A 19,831-nucleotide genomic window follows, 5' to 3' on the forward strand; every position below is an offset into this window, starting at 1 on the left:
TTCGGTGCGGATTTTACGTGATTTTTAACCAAACCGCCAGTACAAAACTACAACAATCCGCGCTCTGCGAAAGAAATTGGATCGCCTGCGCCCACAACGAAATGATCCAACAGCGCTACATCAATTAATGTCAGGGCTTTTTTGACCCGTTCAGTAACCCGTTGGTCAGCCTGGCTGGGCTCTGCCACGCCCGATGGGTGATTATGTGCCAGAATCACCGCCGCCGCATTGTACTGCATCACCAATTTAATAACTTCGCGCGGATAAACAGGCGCGGCGTTAATGGTGCCCTGAAACAATTCCTCATAACGTAACAGCCGATGCTGACTGTCTAACAGGAGAATAGCGAAGACTTCGCGCCCCTGATGGCGCAGCTGAGCGATTAAATAGTCTTTGACCATCGATGGTTCAGTGAAACCGTCCGAGCGCTCCAGTTGCCATTTCAGGTAGCGTCGTGACAGTTCCATCACTACCTGCAGTTGATTCACTCTGGCAGGTCCAATACCACTGCAGGCAAGTAATTGCTCCTGAGTCGCTGTTAATAAGGCGCCAATTCCACCGAAGTTGCTGAGCAGACGCCGGGCGAAACTTACAACATCCTGTCCCTGGCTACCACTACCGAGTAAAATGGCTAATAACTCAGCGTCACTCAGGTATTCTGCCCCCTGAGTTTGCAGTTTTTCTCTGGGTCGTTCCGAAACGGGCCACTCCTTGACGCTCATTGCTCTCTCCTTAATTCTAAAGAGAGAAGTATAACGACCATCTACCCTGTTACGGGGTCTCATGTTATCTTTACAAGAATTAACACAAAGGGGTTCGCATGGCACAGTTGCAGAACAAACACATACTTTTAGGTATTACTGGTGGTATTGCCGCCTATAAAGCACCTGACTTAGTCCGTCGTTTGCGTGAGCAAGGCGCAGAAGTTCGTGTGGTAATGACCGACAGTGCCAAGGCCTTTGTTACCCCACTTAGCTTACAGGCCGTATCGGGCTTTACGGTCAGTGATGACTTGTTAGATCCCACAGCGGAAGCCGCTATGGGCCATATAGAACTGGCCCGCTGGGCTGACCAAATTGTTATTGCCCCGGCAACGGCCAATACCATCGCCCGTATCGCTCAAGGTTTTGCCGATGACTTGCTGAGCACATTAGTTCTGGCCAGCAAAGCACCGCTTGCTATTGCGCCGGCAATGAACCAGCAAATGTGGGCTGCAACGGCCGTAAAGGCAAATATCGAAACCCTGCTAAACCGCGGCGTGCAGATGATAGGCCCTGGTAGCGGCGAGCAAGCTTGTGGCGACGTGGGCTATGGTCGCATGAGCGACCCGACAGAAATAGTACAAGCGTTAATAGAAAAAGCACCTAAAGTTAAGCAGCAATGGCAAAGTAAAACCTTTGTTATTACCGCAGGACCGACCCGCGAAGCCATCGACCCGGTGCGTTACATCAGTAATCACAGCTCGGGAAAAATGGGGTATGCCCTGGCGGAAACTGCGGCCCGTGCGGGTGCCAAAGTCATTTTGGTTTCCGGGCCAACGCAATTGCCGACGCCCGCCGGGGTTCACCGTGTTGATGTAGAGACCGCTGAGCAAATGCTCAATGCCGTGCAGCAACAACTGGAACACTGCGACGTGTTTATTGGCTGTGCCGCCGTATCGGACTACCGTGTCGCTGAAATTGCGCAGCAGAAAATTAAAAAAGAGCAGAGCGACCAGCCACCGCAACTTAAGCTGGTGCAAAACCCGGACATTCTGCAGCAGGTAGCCAGCTCTGAAAAACCACCTTTTACTGTTGGATTTGCGGCCGAAACTGAAAACTTAAAGGGCAACGCGCTGCGCAAGCTGGAACGAAAGCAGCTACAAATGATAGTCGCTAACGACGTCAGTCAGGTTGGACTGGGTTTTAACAGCGACAGCAATAACGCAATTATTTTGAGTAAGGACAGTGAGCAGTCACTTCCAACAATGAGCAAGCATGATATGGCTAGTGCCATTATCGACGCGATAGCCAAACGTTATTTTAGTAATACAGCTCCTTAATTCAGGGCTAATTAATAAGAAAGTGAGAACTCCATGACGCAAGTCGAAGTAAAAATTTTAGATGACCGCATTGGCCAGTCTATTCCGCTTCCTGAATACGCCACACAGGGCTCGGCCGGAATGGATCTGCGCGCGTGCCTGGATCAACCATTAACCATTAAGCCGGGACAAACTCAGTTAATAGGCACCGGTATTGCGATGTACATTGGCGACCCAAATTATGCGGCAACCATTTTACCTCGCTCGGGTTTAGGCCATAAACACGGTCTGGTATTGGGTAATTTAGTTGGGCTTATCGACTCTGACTACCAGGGTGAACTTAAAGTGTCCTGCTGGAACCGCAGCGACAAAGCTTACACCATCGAGCCGGGCGATCGTATAGCACAATTAGTCATTCTGCCTGTTGTGCAGGCGAACATGTCAATTGTTGATGAGTTCCACGAGACTGACCGTGGTGAAGGTGGTTTTGGTCACTCGGGTCGTTCGTAACTCCGACCACTTACAATTCCTGCTTCTCAAATAAGGAAAGTTACTAGCATGGCAGAACAAAAACGTAACCGTCGTGAGGAAATTTTACAGGCTTTGGCGGCAATGTTGGAGACCAGCCCGGGCCAGCGTATTACAACAGCAAAACTGGCAGCCAATTTAGGCGTTTCAGAAGCGGCTTTATACCGCCACTTTCCTTCGAAAGCTCGCATGTTTGAAGGGCTAATTGAATTTGTTGAAGACACCCTGCTAACCCGCATTAATATGATCATGAACGAGGAGAAAAATACGCTCTCTCGTTGCTATGCCATTTTGCAGTTATTGCTCACCTTTGCAGAGCGTAATCCTGGTATTACCCGTGTTATGACAGGTGATGCATTAATGGGTGAGCACGACCGTTTGCGTGGGCGTATGGAAGATTTATTTAACCGTATAGAAAGCTCAATCAAGCAAGTATTGCGTGAAAAAGCCATGCGTGAACAACAGCGTTTTATCGTCGATGAGGCCGTGTTGGCGAATCTGTTACTGAGTTATGCCGATGGCAAAATCAGTCAGTTTGTGCGTTCTAACTTCAAACGTTTGCCGACAGAGCATTTGTCGGCTCAATGGCAAGTGATGGAACAGCAATTAATTAGTGCGTAAAACAGATCACTCCGTTTTACGCTCACGACTTAATAAATCGATAGCAGCCTGCTGCGGTTCTTTGCCTTCGTAAAGGACCGCAAATATCTGCTCACAAATAGGCATTTCCACCTGATAGCGCCGGGCTAAAGCAACAACTTCGCGTGTATTACGATAACCTTCGACCGCTTGACCAATACTTTTCAGTGCTTGCTCGACCCCTTTCCCCTGGCCCAAAGCCAGACCAAAACGGCGATTACGGGACTGATTATCGGTACAAGTGAGGATTAAATCACCCAGGCCAGCCATACCAGTAAAGGTATCGCTTTTCGCACCTAACGTCAGACCCAACCGGGTCAGTTCGGCCAATCCGCGAGTAATTAATGCAGTTCGGGCGTTAGCACCAAAACCAATACCGTCAGCCATACCCGCACCAATGGCTATCACATTTTTTACCACCCCGCCCAGCTGCACACCAATAAAGTCATTATTGGTGTAAACACGAAAAGACCGGTCACAATGCAAAAGCTCAGAAAGCTCATCGACAAAAGCTTGATCAGTCGAGGACATTGAAATTGCCGTGGGTAATCCTTTTGCCATTTCAATCGCAAAGGTGGGACCGGATAACACCGCTAAAGGATGTTCTTCGCCGAGAATTTCTTCTGCCACTTCATACAAAAGACGGCCACTGTCAGGCTCCAGTCCTTTCGTTGCCCAGGCAACACGAGCATGGTCAGCCAACAAAGGTTTCGCCTGCTTCAGCATAGATGAAAAAGAGTGACTGGGAACTACCACCACAACGTTTTTCACATCCTGCAGGGCTTCTGCTAGATCCGCTGTGACCTTTAAAGATTCAGGAAACGGACATGCCGGTAGGTATTGCTCATTCTCGTGCGCCGTTTGCATGATCGCCACTTTGTCAGCATCCCGCCCCCACAATGTGGTCGCAATGCCTTTACGGGCGAAACAAATAGCAAGGGCGGTCCCATAAGAGCCCGCCCCTAATACTGTCACCTGAGGTGTCTGCATTATCGTATCGCTTACGCGTCTGCAGTTTGTTGACCTTGAGCCTGTTCAGCTTGCTGCTGCATATGACGCTGGAAAATAGCATCAAAGTTTACAGGAGACAGGTTCAACTGCGGGAATGTCGCACGGTTAACTAGGTTTGAAACGCACTCACGAGCGTAAGGGAACAAAATGTTCGGGCAGAATGAGCCCAGCATGTGCGCCAATTGGCCTTCCTGAACTTCTTCACCAATAGTGAAGATACCAGCCTGGTGCACTTCACAAAGGAAAGCGACATCGTCTTCAACTTTGTTCGTTGCGGTCAGAGTCAGAACCACTTCGTAAACACCATCTTCAATTTTTTCGTGTTTAACGTTCAGGTCCAATTTTAATTCTGGCTTCCATTCCTTACGGAAAATAGCCGGAGAGCTTGGCGTTTCAAATGAAATATCTTTAGCGTAAATGCGCTGAATTGCGAATTGTACTTGCTGTTGTTCGTTCTCTGCGGCAGCGCCGTTTGCTTGCTGTTCTTCAGCCATGGTTCTACTTCCTATTCATTTTAAGTTTTAGACGAATTTTTTTATTTTTTCTGCGAAACCGGCAATTTGGCGCTGCGCCATGTGTTGATACCACCTTGCAGCACCGCCACTTGACTAAAGCCTTCAGCCGTTAGCTGGCTGACCGCCGATTTTGCCGTCATTCCTGTTGCACAGACTATCACAATGGGGGCTTCTTTGAACTTTTCAATAGACGAAAGTTCTTTTTGCTTAATTTTTTCCATCGGTAATGATACCGAACCATGGATGTGCCCCTTTTTAAACTCATCCTTACTACGAATATCGACAAAGACCCCATTACCGCGATTGACCCAAACTGTCGCTTCTTGCGGTTCTAAATTTTTAGTCGGCGACATGGCCGAGCGCACAGAGGTCACAATCAGTGCAATTAAAAGGACGACCCATACGCCACTCATCATCGGGTTGCTTTTGACAAACTCAAAAATTTCTTGCATAAGACCTACCAGTATTCGTCGGTAACAGAAAAGGATTGCGGGTCAAGAGTATACCTGTACGAATCGCAGTTTCCAGAAAAATCTTGGATGGATGCGTAAGCTCAGGAAATCGAGTAGAATGTTGACTAATTTCATCATCGAAAACACCGAGCAATGAGGCCCATTATGACTCCTACGATAAAACCTTTGGTACTGTTGATTCTGGACGGCTGGGGTTACCGTGAAGATGCGCCCGACAATGCGATTGTAAGAGCGAACACACCGGTTATGGATCGTTTATGGGAACAATACCCACATTGCTTAGTTGACGGCTCAGGTGCCGCCGTTGGTTTACCCGATGGGCAAATGGGCAATTCCGAGGTAGGCCATGTTAATTTGGGTGCCGGCCGAATTGTCTATCAGGACTTTACCCGTATCAGTAAAGCCATCGCTGACCGAAGCTTTTACAGTAACCCGGTGCTTTGCGAAGCCTTGAAGAAGGCAAAGAAGGCCAAAGGCGCCGTGCATATTATGGGTTTACTGTCTGCCGGTGGTGTTCACAGTCACGAAGACCACCTGATAGCCATGATTGAAATGGCTGTCGAACAAGGCGCAGAAGATGTTTACCTACACGCCTTTCTAGATGGTCGCGACACACCACCTAAATCAGCAATAGCTTCTATTGAACGGTTTGAAGGTCTATTCGCCCGTTTGGGTAAAGGCCGTTTTGCCACATTAAGTGGTCGCTTTTACGCCATGGATCGGGATCAGCGCTGGGAGCGAATTGAGCAGTCTTACAAAGCGATTTATCACGGCCTTTCTGGTGTTACCTCACCTAATGCAACAGATGCACTGGAAGACGCTTACGAACGCGGTGAAACCGACGAGTTTGTGACACCGGTAGTTATCGGACAGCCTGCCCCTGTTGCCGACGGCGATTCAGTGTTTTTCATGAATTTCCGTGCTGACCGTGCCCGAGAAATGACTCAAGCCTTTACCGATGATGATTTTGATGGCTTTGACCGTGGTTCGCACTCAGACATCAGTGAGTTTGTCATGCTGACGCAATATGCGGATACGTTAAAAGCACCCAGTGCCTTTCCACCAGAACCACTGAATAATGTGCTGGGTGAGTGGCTGGCCAAGCACAACAAAACACAGTTACGTATTTCCGAAACAGAAAAGTACGCGCACGTCACATTCTTCTTCAGCGGTGGCCGTGAACAGGAATTTGAGGGAGAAAAACGAGTACTTATCCCCTCGCCTAAGGTAAAAACTTACGATCTGCAACCGGAAATGAGTTCAGAACAACTGACAAACGAGTTAGTTGAAGCGATTGAGTCACAAGCCTTTGATGTGGTTATCTGCAACTATCCTAATGGTGACATGGTGGGCCACACTGGTAACTTTGATGCCGCCGTTAAAGCCTGTGAAGCCGTTGACCACAGTGTCGGACGAGTGGTTTCAGCATTAGAGGCCGTTGGCGGTGAATGTCTGATAACGGCCGATCACGGTAACGCTGAGCAAATGAGTGATGCCTCGACCGGTCAGGCACACACGGCTCATACTAATGAACTCGTCCCTTTCATCTATGTGGGTCGCCCTGCCAAAGCCCAAAATGGACGTTTGTCCGATGTCGCACCGACCATACTGCACCTTATCGGTATGGAACAGCCGGATGAAATGACTGGCACGCCGCTTATGACGCTGGAGCAAGATTAACTCATGCCGCTAAAGGCGTTTTTCTTCGTTATGGTCGGGCTGCTTCTCACCAGCCCGACCTTAGCACAAGACTATAGTGAGGATGATAAAGCCTCGACCGAGGCCGAAATTCAAGCGGTTAATGACGAGTTAGCAGAACGCATTAAAGCCATAGAAGAGCGCAGCAGCGCACTGAATTCAACTGAACAGCAACTGCGGGATTTGGAAATTAGAACAGCAGAAATCGCTGGTTCATTGCGCCAGACTCAAACCGAACTTAAGCAGATTAATCAAGAAATTACTGATTCAGAACAGCGCCGAAACGAACTTCAACAAAAACAAAAGCAACAAGTGGCTCTGTTGGAAGATCAGCTGGTTTCCGCTTATATGAACGGAAACCACGACTTCCTGAAAATGCTGTTAAATCAGCAAGACCCCGGGCAATTTGAAAGAACACTAAGTTATTACCAATACCTCAATACCGCCAGAGTTGAGGAAATTGAAGTCATACAGCGCACACAAAAGGAAATTACTGCCTTAACGGAAGAGCTGAAACAACAGCAAAGCCAGTTAGCGAGTCTTCAGGAACAACAGCAAAAACAGCGTGCTCAACTTGAACAACAGCAACACCGGCAAGAAGATAAATTAGCCGAGCTACAGCAGCAACAACGCAAAGACCGCTCCCGGGTTAATCAACTGGAGCAAAGCCGCGAGCAACTGGAGCAGGTATTACGTGCCATTGAAAATGCGTTAGCCCAGCAGAAAGATGTTCAACTGGTTGGTCTGCAAGCGGTAAAAAATCAATTAAACTGGCCAAGCGACGGTGACGTAAAGCGCTTATTCGGGCAACGCCGCGAGGGTCCGGTTGACTGGAAAGGTGTGTTAATAGAAGGCAATAATGGACAATCGGTCCGTTCTATTGCCAATGGCCGTGTGGTTTATGCTGACTGGCTAAGAGGTTTTGGTTTAGTCATTGTTATTGACCACGGCGAAAGCTATATGAGCTTATATGGGCACAATCAGACATTGACTAAAGCGGTTGGTGATAAAGTACGTAAAGATGAAGAAATTGCACTAATGGGCCAGTCTGGTTCTCGTAATAGTGCCGCTCTGTACTTTGAAATACGCCACCAGGGGCGTCCGCAAAATCCTAGCAACTGGATACGCTAATGTTAAGGTTTCTGACAACTCTGGGTTTGCTGGTTTTTCTGATGAGTCCTGGCCCGGCCTACGCAGATAAAGTCGCTATTGTCATAGACGATATTGGCAATAATAGAAGTGATTTAAACGCGACCCTTTTACCGGGTAATATCAGTTTCGCGGTTCTTCCTTACACGCCTTATGCTCGTGCTTTTGCCCTAAGAGCTCATCACCAGAAAAAGCAAGTGCTTCTGCATATGCCGATGGAAGCCATTGAGAATGATCGACCTGGACCAGGAGTCGTCACTGCCGATATGAGCAGCGCTCAAATTAAACTGCAATTGGTCAACGCACTGGACTCCATTCCTTATGTTGCCGGAGTCAATAATCATATGGGCAGTAAGCTAACTCAACTGCCCATGCCAATGCAGGCCGTAATGGAAACTCTGGCAGCTCGCAAACTCTTCTTTATTGATAGCCGAACGTCAGAATTTAGCGTCGCAGAACAAATTGCCGGAAAACTCGGTGTGAAAGTCTCACGTCGCCATGTTTTTCTTGATAATGAAGTGGATGAGCACTATTTGAAACAGCAATTTGAGCAACTGCTTCGTCTGGCAAAACGCCATGGCCAAGCCATCGGTATTGGCCATCCCTACCCAGAAACATTAAGCTTTCTGCAGCAACAATTACCCGAGTTAGAGAAGCAAGGAATTGAACTGGTGTTTGTATCCGAGTTAACGAAAGTCACTAACCAGAATGGGTATCTTTTTCCAGTGACGTCAGCAAAATAATTGCTTCACCCCGGCTTTCGCCGCAAACGTCTTTATCCGCTGAAAACTCACCGCACACTTTTGGCCGCTCTGGTTTACCAAACAAGCGGCACAAATTGTCATCATCAAGCTGGACACAACGCACACCCGCCGGCTTGCCGTTGGGCATGCCGGGGATAGGAGAACTAATGGAAGGAGCTATGCAGCAAGCACCGCAACCAATGCGGCACTTCATTTAGCTCATTGCGAGACGAAGCTTTTTCATTGCGTTCTGTTCTAATTGACGAACACGCTCTGCCGACACTTCGTATTTTGCTGCTAAGTCATGCAGCGTGGTTTTATCTTCGGACAACCAACGAGCCTGAACGATATCCTGACTGCGCTCGTCCAGATGATCCATTGCACTGAACAGTTTTTTCTGAGTATGGTTCTCGTAGTCTTCAGCTTCAATTTCCGATGCAAGGTCTGAACGCTTATCCTCCAGATACATAGCGGGAGAATACGCACTGCCTTCTTTTGAATCATCATCGTCAGAACTCAATTCAAACGCCTGATCATGAGCACTCATACGGGATTCCATTTCCAGCACTTCTTTGGTGCTGACACCCAGCTCATCGGCGACAGTTTCAACTTCTTTCTGGCTAAACCAACCTAAACGCTTTTTCATTTTACGCAGGTTAAAGAACAACTTGCGTTGGGCTTTCGTAGTCGCCACTTTAACAACGCGCCAGTTACGCAGCACGTATTCATGAATTTCTGCTTTAATCCAGTGAACAGCAAATGACACCAGTCGAACACCAACGGATGGATCAAATCGTTTGACGGCCTTCATCAGGCCAATGTTGCCTTCCTGAATTAAATCGGCTTGCGGTAAACCATAGCCTGAATAACTACGGGCTACATGCACCACAAAGCGGAGATGCGACATGATCAGTTCTTTTGCTGCATCCAGGTCGCTGTTCTCATAAAGTCTTGTTGCCAACGCCTTCTCTTTTTCGGCGGTGAGCATAGGAATACGGTTGACTGACTGAATATACCCGTCCAGTCCTCCCCCTTGGGGAACCGATAATGCCATGGTGTTTAATTCAGTGCTCATTTAACAACCTCTACTTAAAATACCGACTTAACTACTGCCTTTCAGTCAGCTTCTAAGACCCATTTTGAGTCTAAAAGTTCCATTGTGATCGTTTCAGATCAGGTGATTTAGTATAACTAAGCCTATGGCTTTCGCAACCCCATTTTATTCAGGCTCAATGCTCTGTATATGACGTCTTACAGCCAAATAAGAACCCGCTAGACCTAATCCAACAGCGATTGCCCATATAATCAATAGCTCGCCTAACGTCAGACCATTTAATTTAAATGGTGTTTCGTAAAGTTCGGTTAAATCTACTACGGCACTCTCGACCCACCAGATCAATAACGCGGTTGCCAACCAGGCAACCAAACCACCAATAATTCCGTACCAGACGCCAGTGTATAAAAAGGGCCGCTGAATAAAGGCGTTAGTCGCGCCAACCAGTTTCATCACCATAATTTCGTCCCGCTTAGACAGAATATTCAGTCGAATGGTGTTACCAACAATAAGAACAACCGACAGGCACAGCACCACAGCTAACGCCCCGAGAATATCTTCAATTAAATTAAGAATACCCTGCAGTCTGTTTAGCCATTCCAGATCCATTTTCGCATAAGCCACTTCGCGCTGTTTTTCCAGTCGGTTAAGCAGCTCTTCCGCCCGTTGCGGCGAACGATACGACTCAGCCGGGATCACTACCAACACATCGGGTAGCGGATTCGAAGACAGATAATCCAGCGTTTCGCCAAAGCCTGATTGCTCTTTAAACTCTTTCAGTCCCTGCTCCTTCGGAATAAGACGCACCGACTCAACACCCTCAGACAGTTCCGTTTGCGTTTTTAGTGTGTCGATCTCAGATTGCTGTAGATCTTTTCTTAAAAACAGGGTGACTTCAGAGGCTTCCTGCCAGTTATCAGCAATCGTGCTGGTATTTTTAACTAAAACATACAGTGATGACGGTAAAGTCAGACTGAGCCCCAGTACCGCCATGGTCATAAAAGAAGCAAAAGGGTTACGCCACAATTCGCCTAAACTCGCAATGGCCTGCTGGGCATGATGCACAGGAACCATAATGAGTCGACGCCACCAGGGTAAGCGCCCGCGATTACTGGCACCTTTTTCAATACTGCGGTTGCGGAACAATAAACTCATAGTTCACTGTCCTCCAGACCATCGTTAATCATGCGCCCGTCTTTTAAGGTTAACGTCCGGTAGCGTAAACGCGCAATGAGGCCTAAATCGTGGGTGGCTATGAGGACGGCAACACCCACTTTATTAAATTCTTCAAACAGCCGGATGATTTCCATCGACAACTTAGGGTCGAGGTTACCAGTAGGCTCATCGGCCAGTAGCAAAGGCGGTTTGGTAACAATAGCGCGGGCAATACCCACTCGTTGCTGTTCACCACCGGATAACATTTTCGGATAGTGTTTTACTTTGTCAGCTATACCCACTTTCTCCAGCGCAGCCACAACACGTTTGCGCGCTTCCTGAACGCTGTAACCTTCAATAATTAGCGGCAGCGCAACGTTATCGAATACCGTTTTATCCATGAGCAGGCGGTGATCCTGAAAAATCATGCCAATATCGCGACGCACATAAGGCACTTGCGAGGGCTTAATCTTTCGCAAATCGTGCCCGTTAATCAGCACCCGGCCTGCGGTTGGTCTTTCCATTAAACTGATGAGTTTGAGCAAAGTACTTTTACCCGCGCCGGAATGACCGGTTAAAAAGGCCATCTCACCCGGCTGTACATGGAAATCCACATGGCTCAGTGCCTGATGGCCTCCACGGTAGGTTTTACTGACTTGCTCAAAGCGGATCATCTTTAACTCGCTGTTGTTTCTTCTGATTCGTCTACGTTACGGTCAAATAGCGCCGCGATAAAGTCTTTTGCCACAAAAGGCCGTAAATCTTCTAAGCTTTCGCCCACACCAATATAGCGAATAGGAATGGCGAACTGGTCTGCGACCGCGAAAATCACCCCGCCTTTTGCAGTGCCGTCGAGCTTAGTCATCACAATACCCGAAACGCCCACAGCCTCGGTAAAGAGTTTTGCCTGACTAATGGCGTTTTGCCCAGTGCCTGCGTCAAGCGTCAGCATCACTTCGTGCGGTGCTTCCGGATCCAGCTTTTTCATTACCCGAACCAGCTTTTTCAGCTCTTCCATTAAGTTGGCTTTATTCTGCAGGCGCCCGGCGGTGTCGGCAATAAGCACATCAACATCTCGTGCTTTAGCGGCCTGCAAGGCGTCGTAAAGAACCGAGGCACTGTCGGCACCGGTATGCTGAGCAACAACCGGAATGTCGTTACGCTCGCCCCACACCTGCAACTGTTCTACCGCCGCCGCACGGAAGGTATCACCAGCGGCCAGCATTACCGACTTACCTTCGGCTTTAAATTGCTTAGCCAGCTTACCAATAGTAGTGGTTTTACCCACACCGTTTACGCCGGTCATCAGAATCACATAAGGCGAGTCAGATTCTGGTATTTCCAGACGTTTGTCGACCGGCTTTAAAATTTCAGCTAACTGCTCTTGTAATAACTCATATAAGGCCTCGGCGTCTTTTAACTGCTTGCGGTCGGCTTGCTTTGTCAGATTATCAATAATTTTGGTGGTGGTCGCGACGCCTAAATCAGCCATTAATAACTGAGTTTCGAGTTCTTCGAACAGGTCATCGTCAATTTTCTTACCACGGAATACGCCAATAAGACCTGAACCGATAGAACCAGAGGTTCTGCGTAAACCCTGAGTCAGGCGTGCCCAGAAACCTTTTTTCTCACCCTTCTCTTTCGGTGTGGCTCCGGTTGGTTCTGGTTTATGTTCTGGTTTGATTTCTGACTCTGGCTCTGGTTCAACTGCGGGCTCAGGTTCGGTAACCGACTCAGGCTGAGCTGCTTCTTTCGCTTCCGGAGCAGTTTTTGCCGCATGCGATTCAGCAGTAACTTGCGCACAGTCGTCAACTGCGCTGGGCAACTCTTCGCGTGTCTCGGTTCTTTCTGGTTCCGGCTCGCCCTGAGGCTTAGGTTCAGGATCAACTTCTGATTCAGGCTCTGGCTGCTCCTGTTCTTCTACTACCGCATCTTCTTTTTTCTCTTCGGCCTCGGGTGCCTTTTCATTACGCTTTTTCTTAAACAGCGAAAACATCGACATATTGGTTTCCTTGGAACTGACACGCAGGAATCGTTAAACTATAGGCTTTAGTTTACCATGCTGTTAACAAACTGACGACGGTCTGAATAAAGGAAGCCACAGAGTGAGACAAAAACGCCAGACAAGCGCCAGCGGCGACTATCGGATTATTGGCGGACAATGGCGCGGCAGGCGTTTACCCGTAGCCGACAGCCCGGGCCTACGTCCCACCACGGACCGCGTACGCGAAACTCTGTTTAACTGGCTACAGTGGGACATTACCGACGCCAGGGTGCTGGACTTATTTGCAGGCAGTGGCAGCTTAGGTTTCGAGGCAGCGTCACGCGGCGCGGCGCAAGTTACCCTGATAGAAGCGGTAAAGTCTGTCAGCCAACAGTTACAGAAAAACATCGGCCTGTTAAAAGGCCAGAACATTAAAGTTGTTACTCATAACGCGCTCGACTGGCTGCAAACTCAGCATATTGAAGCTTATGACATCGTTTTTATTGACCCGCCGTTTCGCGAAGGGCTGGCTGATAAAGCATTAAAGCTGCTGGATGAAAATAACTGGCTCGCAGTCGACAATCAGGTGTATCTGGAAACAGAAAAGGAATGGTCGTTGAAATTACCCGCAAACTGGCGTGTGACCAAAGAGAAAACTCACGGACAAGTTTGCTTTCGCTTACTGACTAAGGACATAGCATGAAAGTTATTATTATTGCGGGCAAAGTGGTTTTTGCCGTTATTTGGCTGGGTCTTTTCGCTCTGCTTGCAGGGGCAAACGGCGAACTCAGCACCCAGTCCATTGGTTTGCTGAGCTTGTTATTAGCCGTTATGGTTATTACTCACCTGCTGCTGCTTGGTATTTTTGTTGCCACCATGAAAGAGGTTTTCCCATGGCGCAAAGGCGACAGCTGGCAGATTCTGGCATTTGGTATTTTCGCCTGGCTATCTATTCTTCAGCGTCCAAAGCCAGACCAAGATTCGACACCCCCTCGTCCTTGAGCATCATTTTTAACTGGCTTACCAAAGCCTTGTTTACCGCAGGCTGTTGTTCAAGAAAATTGATCATGGCCTGCTGAATCGCAACCTCATATTCCATTAATTCATGGTTCTGAACGTGCTCTTTTAACTGCTCGGTGCCCACTTCTTCGGCGTCATTGAGTTCTATAAACTTCGCCACGCTGGCTTGTGATATTTTTGCCACATCCAGAAAGTTCGAGGCGTTATCATCCAGCAGACCCTGCAACAACGTACTCAACGCCGTACAGGCATCCATCGCCGGGTAGACACCCAGCATATCGTGCCCGTATTCACTGGGCGTCTGTTCGTCCACTTTTTCCTGCCAGCGAGCGAAATTCACTTTGGTTTTCTTCGGGTTCGCGACCCAGTCCCAGCAGGCATTTAACGTACCGTGCAAAGGTTTACTGTCGCCAAAGCCGGTTAACTGATGGAAGAAGTCGTAATTAGGAACCATGCGTTCGCACAAATATAACGCCATAACAATTTGCTGTTCACGCGGCAGTTCGCGTATGCGCTGAAAGGTATCGAGTTGACTCACGTTCCGGCTCCAGACAGTGTATGCTTATCACTGTGTCGTTTTATTCGTTAAGGGCTCGTATTATGCCGAAGTTATCGCTCCCCTGCCATGCCGATGTCGTACAAGCGCAGCAAAGAATTAATAGCTATACCGTTAAGACCCCTGTACTGACAAACCCTGCGTTAAATCAGCAATTGGGCTGCGAATTATTTTTCAAGTGCGAGAATCTACAGCGAACCGGAGCCTTTAAGTTCCGTGGTGCCACTAACGCGTTACTTAAACTTAGCCCGGAGCAGCGCCAGCAAGGGGTTATCACCGTGTCTTCCGGCAATCATGGTGCGGCATTAGCTCATGCAGGTAAAGCTTTGGGTGTAAAAGTAAAAGTGGGGGTACCCACTAATGCTCCCGCAATAAAACGGCAAAATATTGAAGCCGGCGGTGCGGAAATTACCGACATAGAACCTGGTATGGCAGCGCGTGAAGCCATTGTTGCCAAGTGGCAGAAAGAAGGCGAAAGTCACTTTATACCGCCTTATGATCATGCCAACATTATTGCCGGTCAGGGCACAGCAACACTTGAGTTACTGGAGCAAACCGATGCACTGGATGCGGTAATAACGCCACTGGGCGGCGGAGGTCTGCTTTCAGGAGCCTGTCTTGCCTGCGACGGTACCGAAATACAAGTGTTCGGTGCGGAGCCGGAATTAGCAAATGATGCTTTCTTGTCGTTAAAAGCCGGAGAGCGGCAGTCGGCATTACCTGCGAAAAGCCTGTGCGATGGTTTACTGACTCAAATTGGTGAACTGCCTTTTGCCATTATTCAGCAACGCATTAGCGATATTTTGGTGATAAAGGATGAAGATACGCTAAGCGCCATGCAACTAATTTGGCATCATCTGAAAATCATCGTTGAACCGTCGTCGGCTATCGCTTTAGCTGCGGTTATACAAAATAAGGCACTGTTTGAGGGTAAACGAGTAGGGTTAGTTCTGAGTGGTGGTAATGTTGCAGCACAGCCGGAAGATATCAAGCTGCGCCAATAGTTAAGCCGGTTTCAAAAGCTCAGGTCGCGAATATTTGACTGTCGTCATTAAAGGTTTTGAATTCTAACGCGTTACCGCAGTAATCATAGAAGAACATAGTGCCCTGCTCGCCTGGCTTACCTTTAAAGCGAATGTAGGGTTCTATCACAAATTCAATATCCGCAGCTTTCACACGTTCTGCCAACGCTTCCCAGTCGTCACGTAATAACACCACACCAAAATGTGGAACGGGAACCGAATGACCATCAACACCGCTGTGGTTTTTTAAACCGGCAACATTAGGTGCTAAATGAGTTACAAACTGATGACCAAAGAAGTTCCAGTCTATCCATTCGTCACTGCTGCGTCCCTGTGACAGCCCAAGCACATCACCATAAAACGCACGGGCGTTATCGAGTGAGCTGACAGGAATAGCTAAATGAAAGGGTCGTACGTTTGTCGTGTCTGACATACTGCTAAATTGCCTTCATTCTTAATGACTAAATTAATGACTGAGTTTTGCCGCTATATTTTGTGGTGCACTTGTTTGCGGCGAACGACGCCACATTCTGACACCAATAGCGAACACCAGAAGCGCCCAGTTTACCGGAGGAATGAAACCCGCGGTTAATACCGCTAACAAATTCCATAGTGGCTTTTTCTGGTGTTGGCCCACTAATGTATAAAACAATAGAGCGGCTACGAGTCCTTGGAGTACCATGAGGCTCAATAGCATAAGTCTTTCCTTTTCGTTATTTATGCAACGCTTTTGCGTTTTTATTTTTGTTTTTGATCAGTTTTTCCTGATAGGTAAAGACTACTCAATTATGACGAAAGTGTAAAATTTTGTATAAATTGTTGAAATAAAACACAAAAAACCGACCAAAAGGCCGGTTTTTCATATTAAGTGTTACACTTTTAATCGTTAGTAACGATTAAAATGCATTAAGCGCGTTATCTAAGTCCGTTTTCAGATCATCCAGATCTTCAATACCAACAGACACCCGCACGAAGTTATCCAGAATGCCGAGCTTCTCGCGATTCTCTTTTGGAACCGACGCGTGAGTCATAATAGCCGGATGCTCAATCAGCGATTCCACACCGCCCAGGCTTTCTGCTAAAGCAAAGACTTCTACCGACTCCAGGAATTTACGCGCCGCTTCTAAATCACCTTTCAGCAAAATAGAGATCATGCCGCCAAAGCCCTGCATCTGCTTTTTAGCCAACTCGTGCTGGGGGTGGCTTTCAAGCCCCGGGTAAATCACTTTTTCCACTTTCGGATGCTGCTCAAGCCACTTGGCCAATTCCATTGCCGCTTCATTGTGATGACGCATACGCAATGCCAACGTCTTCACGCCGCGCAGTGCCAGGTATGAGTCAAACGGACCGGCAATAGCACCTGCTGAGTTTTGTAAGAACAGCATACGCTCGACCAGATCGTCATTGTCGCCAACAACGGCAATACCACCAACCATGTCAGAGTGGCCGTTTAGGTATTTGGTTGCTGAGTGCATGACCATATCGGCACCCATTTCCAGCGGACGCTGGTTAAACGGCGTGGCGAAAGTGTTGTCCACCACCACAATAATATCCGGGTTCTTTTTCTTCGCCAGTTTAACGATGGCTTCAATATCGACCAGTTTCAGCATCGGGTTACTTGGCGTTTCCACCCATATAATGCGGGTATTATCCTGAATGCTGGCTTCCACTGCGCTTAAGTCAGCTAAGTCGACATAAGAGAATTTCAGCCCAGCAGAACGTCCACGCACTTTATCGAATAAACGGAAGCTACCGCCGTATAAGTCATCCATAGCAACGATGTGATCGCCGCTGTCTAGTAACTCCAGAATGGTCGAGGTTGCCGCCATACCCGAAGCAAAAGCCAGACCCTGCTTACCACCCTCTAAAGAAGCAACAGAGCGCTCCCAGGCAAAGCGCGTCGGGTTATGTGAGCGCGAATACTCAAACCCTTTGTGCTGTCCCGGGCTTTCCTGAGCATAGGTTGAGCTGGTGAAAATAGGAGGCATTACCGCACCGGTAACAGGCTCCGGAGACTGCCCGCCGTGAATGGCGCGCGTCGCGAATTTCATTGTTTTTTCATTTGCCATGATTCAGGTTCCTCGTTACAGCAAGTTTTGAGAACGCATCCAGTCATCGTTGAACAGCTTGGACAGGTAACGGTTACCCGTATCGCAAGCTAGCGTTACAACGCGTTTTGGCTCGGTTTGTTGTTGGCAATAGCGCAGAGCCGCGGCAATTAAATAGCCACTGGATGAACCGACCATCACACCTTCTTTTTCCAGTACCTTACGCGCGGTTTGCATACCTTCTTTATCAGAAACAGCAAACGCGGTATTAGCCAACTTCAGATCACAGATGGTTGGAATAAAGTCTTCGCCAATACCTTCGGCAAGCCAACTGCCCGCTTCCACTTCTTCATTACGGTTAACCAGAGGTTCTAAAATAGAGCCCGCCGGGTCGGCGAGTACCAAGTCCACTTGGCTGTTTTGCTCGCGTAAATAACGCCCAACACCGCTCAAGGTACCACCTGACCCAACACCACAAACGAACGCATCCAGGTTGCCGTCCATTTGTTTCCAGATTTCCGGACCGGTGGTTTTGTAATGAGCATCGACGTTTGCCGGATTTTCAAATTGGTTTACATAGTAGTAACCGTTTTCTTCCGCCATACGCGCCGCCATATCCTGATAATATTCAGGGTGGCCTTTTTGCACATCTGAGCGAGTTTGTACCACTTCAGCACCCATCGCTCGCAGGTTGTTCACTTTCTCCTGACTCATTTTGTCCGGCATAACAATTTTTAGCGGATAGCCTTTGCCCGCTGCCACTAACGCCAGACCCAACCCCGTATTACCAGCCGTTGCTTCAATAATGGTGTCGCCCGGTTTCAGCTTGCCTTGCTTTTCTGCTTGCTCAACCATTTCTACCGCAATCCGGTCTTTGATAGAGCCGCCCGGGTTCTGTAGCTCGAGTTTTAAATACAGCTCGCACGGGCCGGTATCCATATTGGTGACTTTCACCATTGGCGTATTACCGACCATTTCTATTACATTATTAAAAACTTTCATATTGGCTCGCTTTGTTGTCGAGTGTCTGGTTCAATATCGGGTCATTATCCCTTGACTGAGCTCGCTAAACAACCTTGGGCTTAGAACCGGATGATAGTTGTTATAACTAACCCCAAATGAGGCTGTTATGCTGGATTTACGCAGTGATACCGTAACCCTTCCCAGCGCTGATATGCGCACCGCGATTGCCGACGCCAAGGTCGGTGATGATGTTTATGGTGAAGACCCGTCAATTAACGCACTGGAAAAGCGAGTGGCTGAGCTTCTGGGTAAAGAAGACGCCCTGCTGTGCAGCTCGGGCACGCAAAGTAACTTGTTGGGGTTAATGAGCCACTGCCGTAACGGCGAAGAATACATTGTGGGTCAGGAATACCATACTTACCGGTACGAAGCCGGCGGTGCTGCAGTTTTAGGCAGCATAGTGCCACAGACAGTAGAAGTAGAAGCGGACGGAACCTTGTCGCTGGAGACCATCAAGCAGCGCATAAAACCCAACGATCCGCACTTTCCTATCACCCGATTGCTGGCCTTTGAAAATACCCACGGCGGGCAGTTAATAGACCAGGCTTATTTCGATAAAGCCCGTATTCTGGCCGACCAGAATAGCTTATCCATGCATCTGGATGGCGCGCGCCTGCCCAACGCCGCTGTTGCCAGCGGGCGCAGCATGGCGGAACTCGCCGCCCCTTTCGATAGTGTGTCTCTGTGCTGCTCAAAAGGTCTGGGGGCGCCTATTGGTTCACTGCTGGCAGGCTCAAAAGAATTAATTGCCCGCGCGCGTCGTTGGCGCAAAATGGTCGGCGGCGGTATGCGCCAGGCCGGGTTTGTTGCAATAGCCATTGATTACGCACTGACACACCAGTTTGAACGCATACAGCAGGACCACGACAACGCGACATGGTTGTTTGAGCAACTTTCTGAGTTGCTGGCAGGCACCGAGGCCAAAGTTCGCTATTCCGGCACCAACATGACCTTTGTTGAGCTACCGGACAGTTTACCGACAGACAGCCTACGGGAACTGATGGCTGAAAATGATATTAAACTGCCCGGGGGGCAGAAGCTGCGGCTGGTGTGCCACCTGAATGTCAGCCGCGAACAGCTGGAACGTTTTGTCGAATTGTTCAAACAGTGGCTTAGTCGCAAGCGCTGAGGTTGCTGGCTTCGTAACCTGACGTTCACGTCAGGTGGGGTGTCAAGCTAACCACCAATGATAA

General features: G+C 48.5%; 24 protein-coding genes. 10 read left to right on the top strand and 14 right to left on the bottom strand.

Annotated elements, in window-relative coordinates:
* Positions 1-47: 47 nt before the first annotated feature.
* Complete coding sequence (gene radC, locus CWI78_RS05935) at positions 48-722, bottom strand: RadC family protein (RefSeq protein WP_126781198.1); 675 nt, start codon at positions 720-722, stop codon at positions 48-50.
* A gap of 98 nt (positions 723-820) precedes the next feature.
* Here radC and coaBC point away from each other — a divergent pair, with 98 nt between their 5' ends.
* From coaBC to slmA, 3 genes are read left to right on the top strand one after another with little or no spacing between them, the layout of a single operon-like run.
* Positions 821-2,041, top strand: a complete 1,221-nt coding sequence (gene coaBC / locus CWI78_RS05940) for a bifunctional phosphopantothenoylcysteine decarboxylase/phosphopantothenate--cysteine ligase CoaBC (protein ID WP_126781200.1) — start codon at positions 821-823, stop codon at positions 2,039-2,041.
* 33 nt (positions 2,042-2,074) lie between these two features.
* Positions 2,075-2,530, top strand: coding sequence for a dUTP diphosphatase (dut, locus tag CWI78_RS05945; RefSeq protein WP_126781202.1), 456 nt, complete (start codon positions 2,075-2,077; stop codon positions 2,528-2,530).
* A gap of 48 nt (positions 2,531-2,578) precedes the next feature.
* Positions 2,579-3,169 carry a nucleoid occlusion factor SlmA gene (gene slmA, locus CWI78_RS05950; RefSeq protein ID WP_054490872.1) on the top strand — a complete coding sequence of 197 codons (591 nt, stop codon included), beginning with the start codon at positions 2,579-2,581 and terminating at the stop codon, positions 3,167-3,169.
* Positions 3,170-3,175: 6 nt separating this feature from the next.
* Here the strand turns inward: slmA and gpsA are convergent, their stop codons facing one another.
* Genes gpsA through CWI78_RS05965 form a run of 3 tightly spaced genes read right to left on the bottom strand, consistent with a single transcriptional unit; the run spans position 3,176 to position 5,165 of the window.
* Positions 3,176-4,177, bottom strand: a complete 1,002-nt coding sequence (gene gpsA, locus CWI78_RS05955) for an NAD(P)H-dependent glycerol-3-phosphate dehydrogenase (protein ID WP_126781204.1) — start codon at positions 4,175-4,177, stop codon at positions 3,176-3,178.
* Between the two features lie 11 nt (positions 4,178-4,188).
* Positions 4,189-4,692 (bottom strand): protein-export chaperone SecB, encoded by a 504-nt coding sequence (gene secB, locus CWI78_RS05960; protein ID WP_126781206.1) that lies wholly within the window; start codon positions 4,690-4,692, stop codon positions 4,189-4,191.
* Between the two features lie 41 nt (positions 4,693-4,733).
* Positions 4,734-5,165: a rhodanese-like domain-containing protein gene (locus CWI78_RS05965; protein WP_126781208.1), complete on the bottom strand. Its 432-nt coding sequence runs from the start codon at positions 5,163-5,165 to the stop codon at positions 4,734-4,736.
* A 165-nt stretch (positions 5,166-5,330) separates the two neighbouring features.
* On the opposite strand from CWI78_RS05965, the gene gpmI reads away from it, so the two are divergent.
* From gpmI to CWI78_RS05980, 3 genes are read left to right on the top strand one after another with little or no spacing between them, the layout of a single operon-like run.
* Positions 5,331-6,866 carry a 2,3-bisphosphoglycerate-independent phosphoglycerate mutase gene (gpmI, locus tag CWI78_RS05970; protein WP_126781210.1) on the top strand — a complete coding sequence of 512 codons (1,536 nt, stop codon included), beginning with the start codon at positions 5,331-5,333 and terminating at the stop codon, positions 6,864-6,866.
* 3 nt (positions 6,867-6,869) lie between these two features.
* A complete protein-coding gene (locus CWI78_RS05975; protein WP_126781212.1) occupies positions 6,870-8,015 on the top strand; it encodes a murein hydrolase activator EnvC family protein in 1,146 nt (381 codons plus the stop codon).
* Positions 8,015-8,776 (top strand): divergent polysaccharide deacetylase family protein, encoded by a 762-nt coding sequence (locus CWI78_RS05980; protein WP_126781214.1) that lies wholly within the window; start codon positions 8,015-8,017, stop codon positions 8,774-8,776. The genes CWI78_RS05975 and CWI78_RS05980 overlap by 1 nt, the downstream gene beginning before the upstream one ends.
* Here the strand turns inward: CWI78_RS05980 and CWI78_RS05985 are convergent.
* The 5 genes from CWI78_RS05985 to ftsY form a co-directional block, all read right to left on the bottom strand.
* A complete protein-coding gene (locus CWI78_RS05985; RefSeq protein ID WP_126781216.1) occupies positions 8,733-8,990 on the bottom strand; it encodes a YkgJ family cysteine cluster protein in 258 nt (85 codons plus the stop codon). The two genes, CWI78_RS05980 and CWI78_RS05985, sit on opposite strands and share 44 nt — an antisense overlap.
* Positions 8,991-9,851, bottom strand: a complete 861-nt coding sequence (gene rpoH, locus CWI78_RS05990) for an RNA polymerase sigma factor RpoH (protein ID WP_126781218.1) — start codon at positions 9,849-9,851, stop codon at positions 8,991-8,993.
* Between the two features lie 144 nt (positions 9,852-9,995).
* Positions 9,996-10,985 (bottom strand): permease-like cell division protein FtsX, encoded by a 990-nt coding sequence (ftsX, locus tag CWI78_RS05995; RefSeq protein ID WP_126781220.1) that lies wholly within the window; start codon positions 10,983-10,985, stop codon positions 9,996-9,998.
* Positions 10,982-11,659, bottom strand: coding sequence for a cell division ATP-binding protein FtsE (gene ftsE / locus CWI78_RS06000; protein WP_126781222.1), 678 nt, complete (start codon positions 11,657-11,659; stop codon positions 10,982-10,984). The genes ftsX and ftsE overlap by 4 nt, the downstream gene beginning before the upstream one ends.
* Positions 11,660-11,661: 2 nt before the next feature.
* Positions 11,662-12,987: a signal recognition particle-docking protein FtsY gene (ftsY, locus tag CWI78_RS06005; protein WP_126781224.1), complete on the bottom strand. Its 1,326-nt coding sequence runs from the start codon at positions 12,985-12,987 to the stop codon at positions 11,662-11,664.
* A 103-nt stretch (positions 12,988-13,090) separates the two neighbouring features.
* Between ftsY and rsmD the strand changes: the two genes are divergently transcribed.
* A complete protein-coding gene (gene rsmD / locus CWI78_RS06010; RefSeq protein ID WP_126781226.1) occupies positions 13,091-13,672 on the top strand; it encodes a 16S rRNA (guanine(966)-N(2))-methyltransferase RsmD in 582 nt (193 codons plus the stop codon).
* Entirely contained in the window at positions 13,669-13,971 is a 303-nt protein-coding gene (locus CWI78_RS06015) for a DUF1145 domain-containing protein (protein ID WP_126781228.1), read from the top strand. Before rsmD ends, CWI78_RS06015 begins: the two co-directional genes overlap by 4 nt.
* On the opposite strand, the gene CWI78_RS06020 is transcribed toward CWI78_RS06015, so the two are convergent.
* On the bottom strand, positions 13,919-14,527 hold the full coding sequence (locus tag CWI78_RS06020; protein ID WP_126781230.1) for a YjaG family protein: 609 nt from the start codon (positions 14,525-14,527) through the stop codon (positions 13,919-13,921). The two genes, CWI78_RS06015 and CWI78_RS06020, sit on opposite strands and share 53 nt — an antisense overlap.
* A gap of 62 nt (positions 14,528-14,589) precedes the next feature.
* Between CWI78_RS06020 and CWI78_RS06025 the strand changes: the two genes are divergently transcribed.
* Positions 14,590-15,549: a threonine ammonia-lyase gene (locus CWI78_RS06025; RefSeq protein WP_126781232.1), complete on the top strand. Its 960-nt coding sequence runs from the start codon at positions 14,590-14,592 to the stop codon at positions 15,547-15,549.
* Between the two features lie 19 nt (positions 15,550-15,568).
* On the opposite strand, the gene CWI78_RS06030 is transcribed toward CWI78_RS06025, so the two are convergent.
* The 4 genes from CWI78_RS06030 to CWI78_RS06045 all read right to left on the bottom strand — a co-directional run bounded on the left by CWI78_RS06030 (position 15,569) and on the right by CWI78_RS06045 (position 18,617).
* On the bottom strand, positions 15,569-16,000 hold the full coding sequence (locus tag CWI78_RS06030) for a VOC family protein (protein ID WP_126781233.1): 432 nt from the start codon (positions 15,998-16,000) through the stop codon (positions 15,569-15,571).
* 33 nt (positions 16,001-16,033) lie between these two features.
* Positions 16,034-16,264, bottom strand: coding sequence for a hypothetical protein (locus tag CWI78_RS06035; protein WP_126781235.1), 231 nt, complete (start codon positions 16,262-16,264; stop codon positions 16,034-16,036).
* Positions 16,265-16,463: 199 nt separating this feature from the next.
* On the bottom strand, positions 16,464-17,636 hold the full coding sequence (locus tag CWI78_RS06040) for a cystathionine gamma-synthase (protein WP_126781237.1): 1,173 nt from the start codon (positions 17,634-17,636) through the stop codon (positions 16,464-16,466).
* Between the two features lie 15 nt (positions 17,637-17,651).
* On the bottom strand, positions 17,652-18,617 hold the full coding sequence (locus CWI78_RS06045; protein ID WP_126781239.1) for a PLP-dependent cysteine synthase family protein: 966 nt from the start codon (positions 18,615-18,617) through the stop codon (positions 17,652-17,654).
* Positions 18,618-18,744: 127 nt separating this feature from the next.
* On the opposite strand from CWI78_RS06045, the gene ltaE reads away from it, so the two are divergent.
* The gene (gene ltaE / locus CWI78_RS06050) at positions 18,745-19,767 is read left to right on the top strand and encodes a low-specificity L-threonine aldolase (RefSeq protein ID WP_126781241.1); all 1,023 of its coding nucleotides are present in this window, start codon (positions 18,745-18,747) and stop codon (positions 19,765-19,767) included.
* Positions 19,768-19,831 lie beyond the last annotated feature (64 nt).

This window comes from Idiomarina ramblicola (genome assembly GCF_003987255.1).
GTDB classification, from domain to species: Bacteria; Pseudomonadota; Gammaproteobacteria; order Enterobacterales; family Alteromonadaceae; genus Idiomarina; species Idiomarina ramblicola.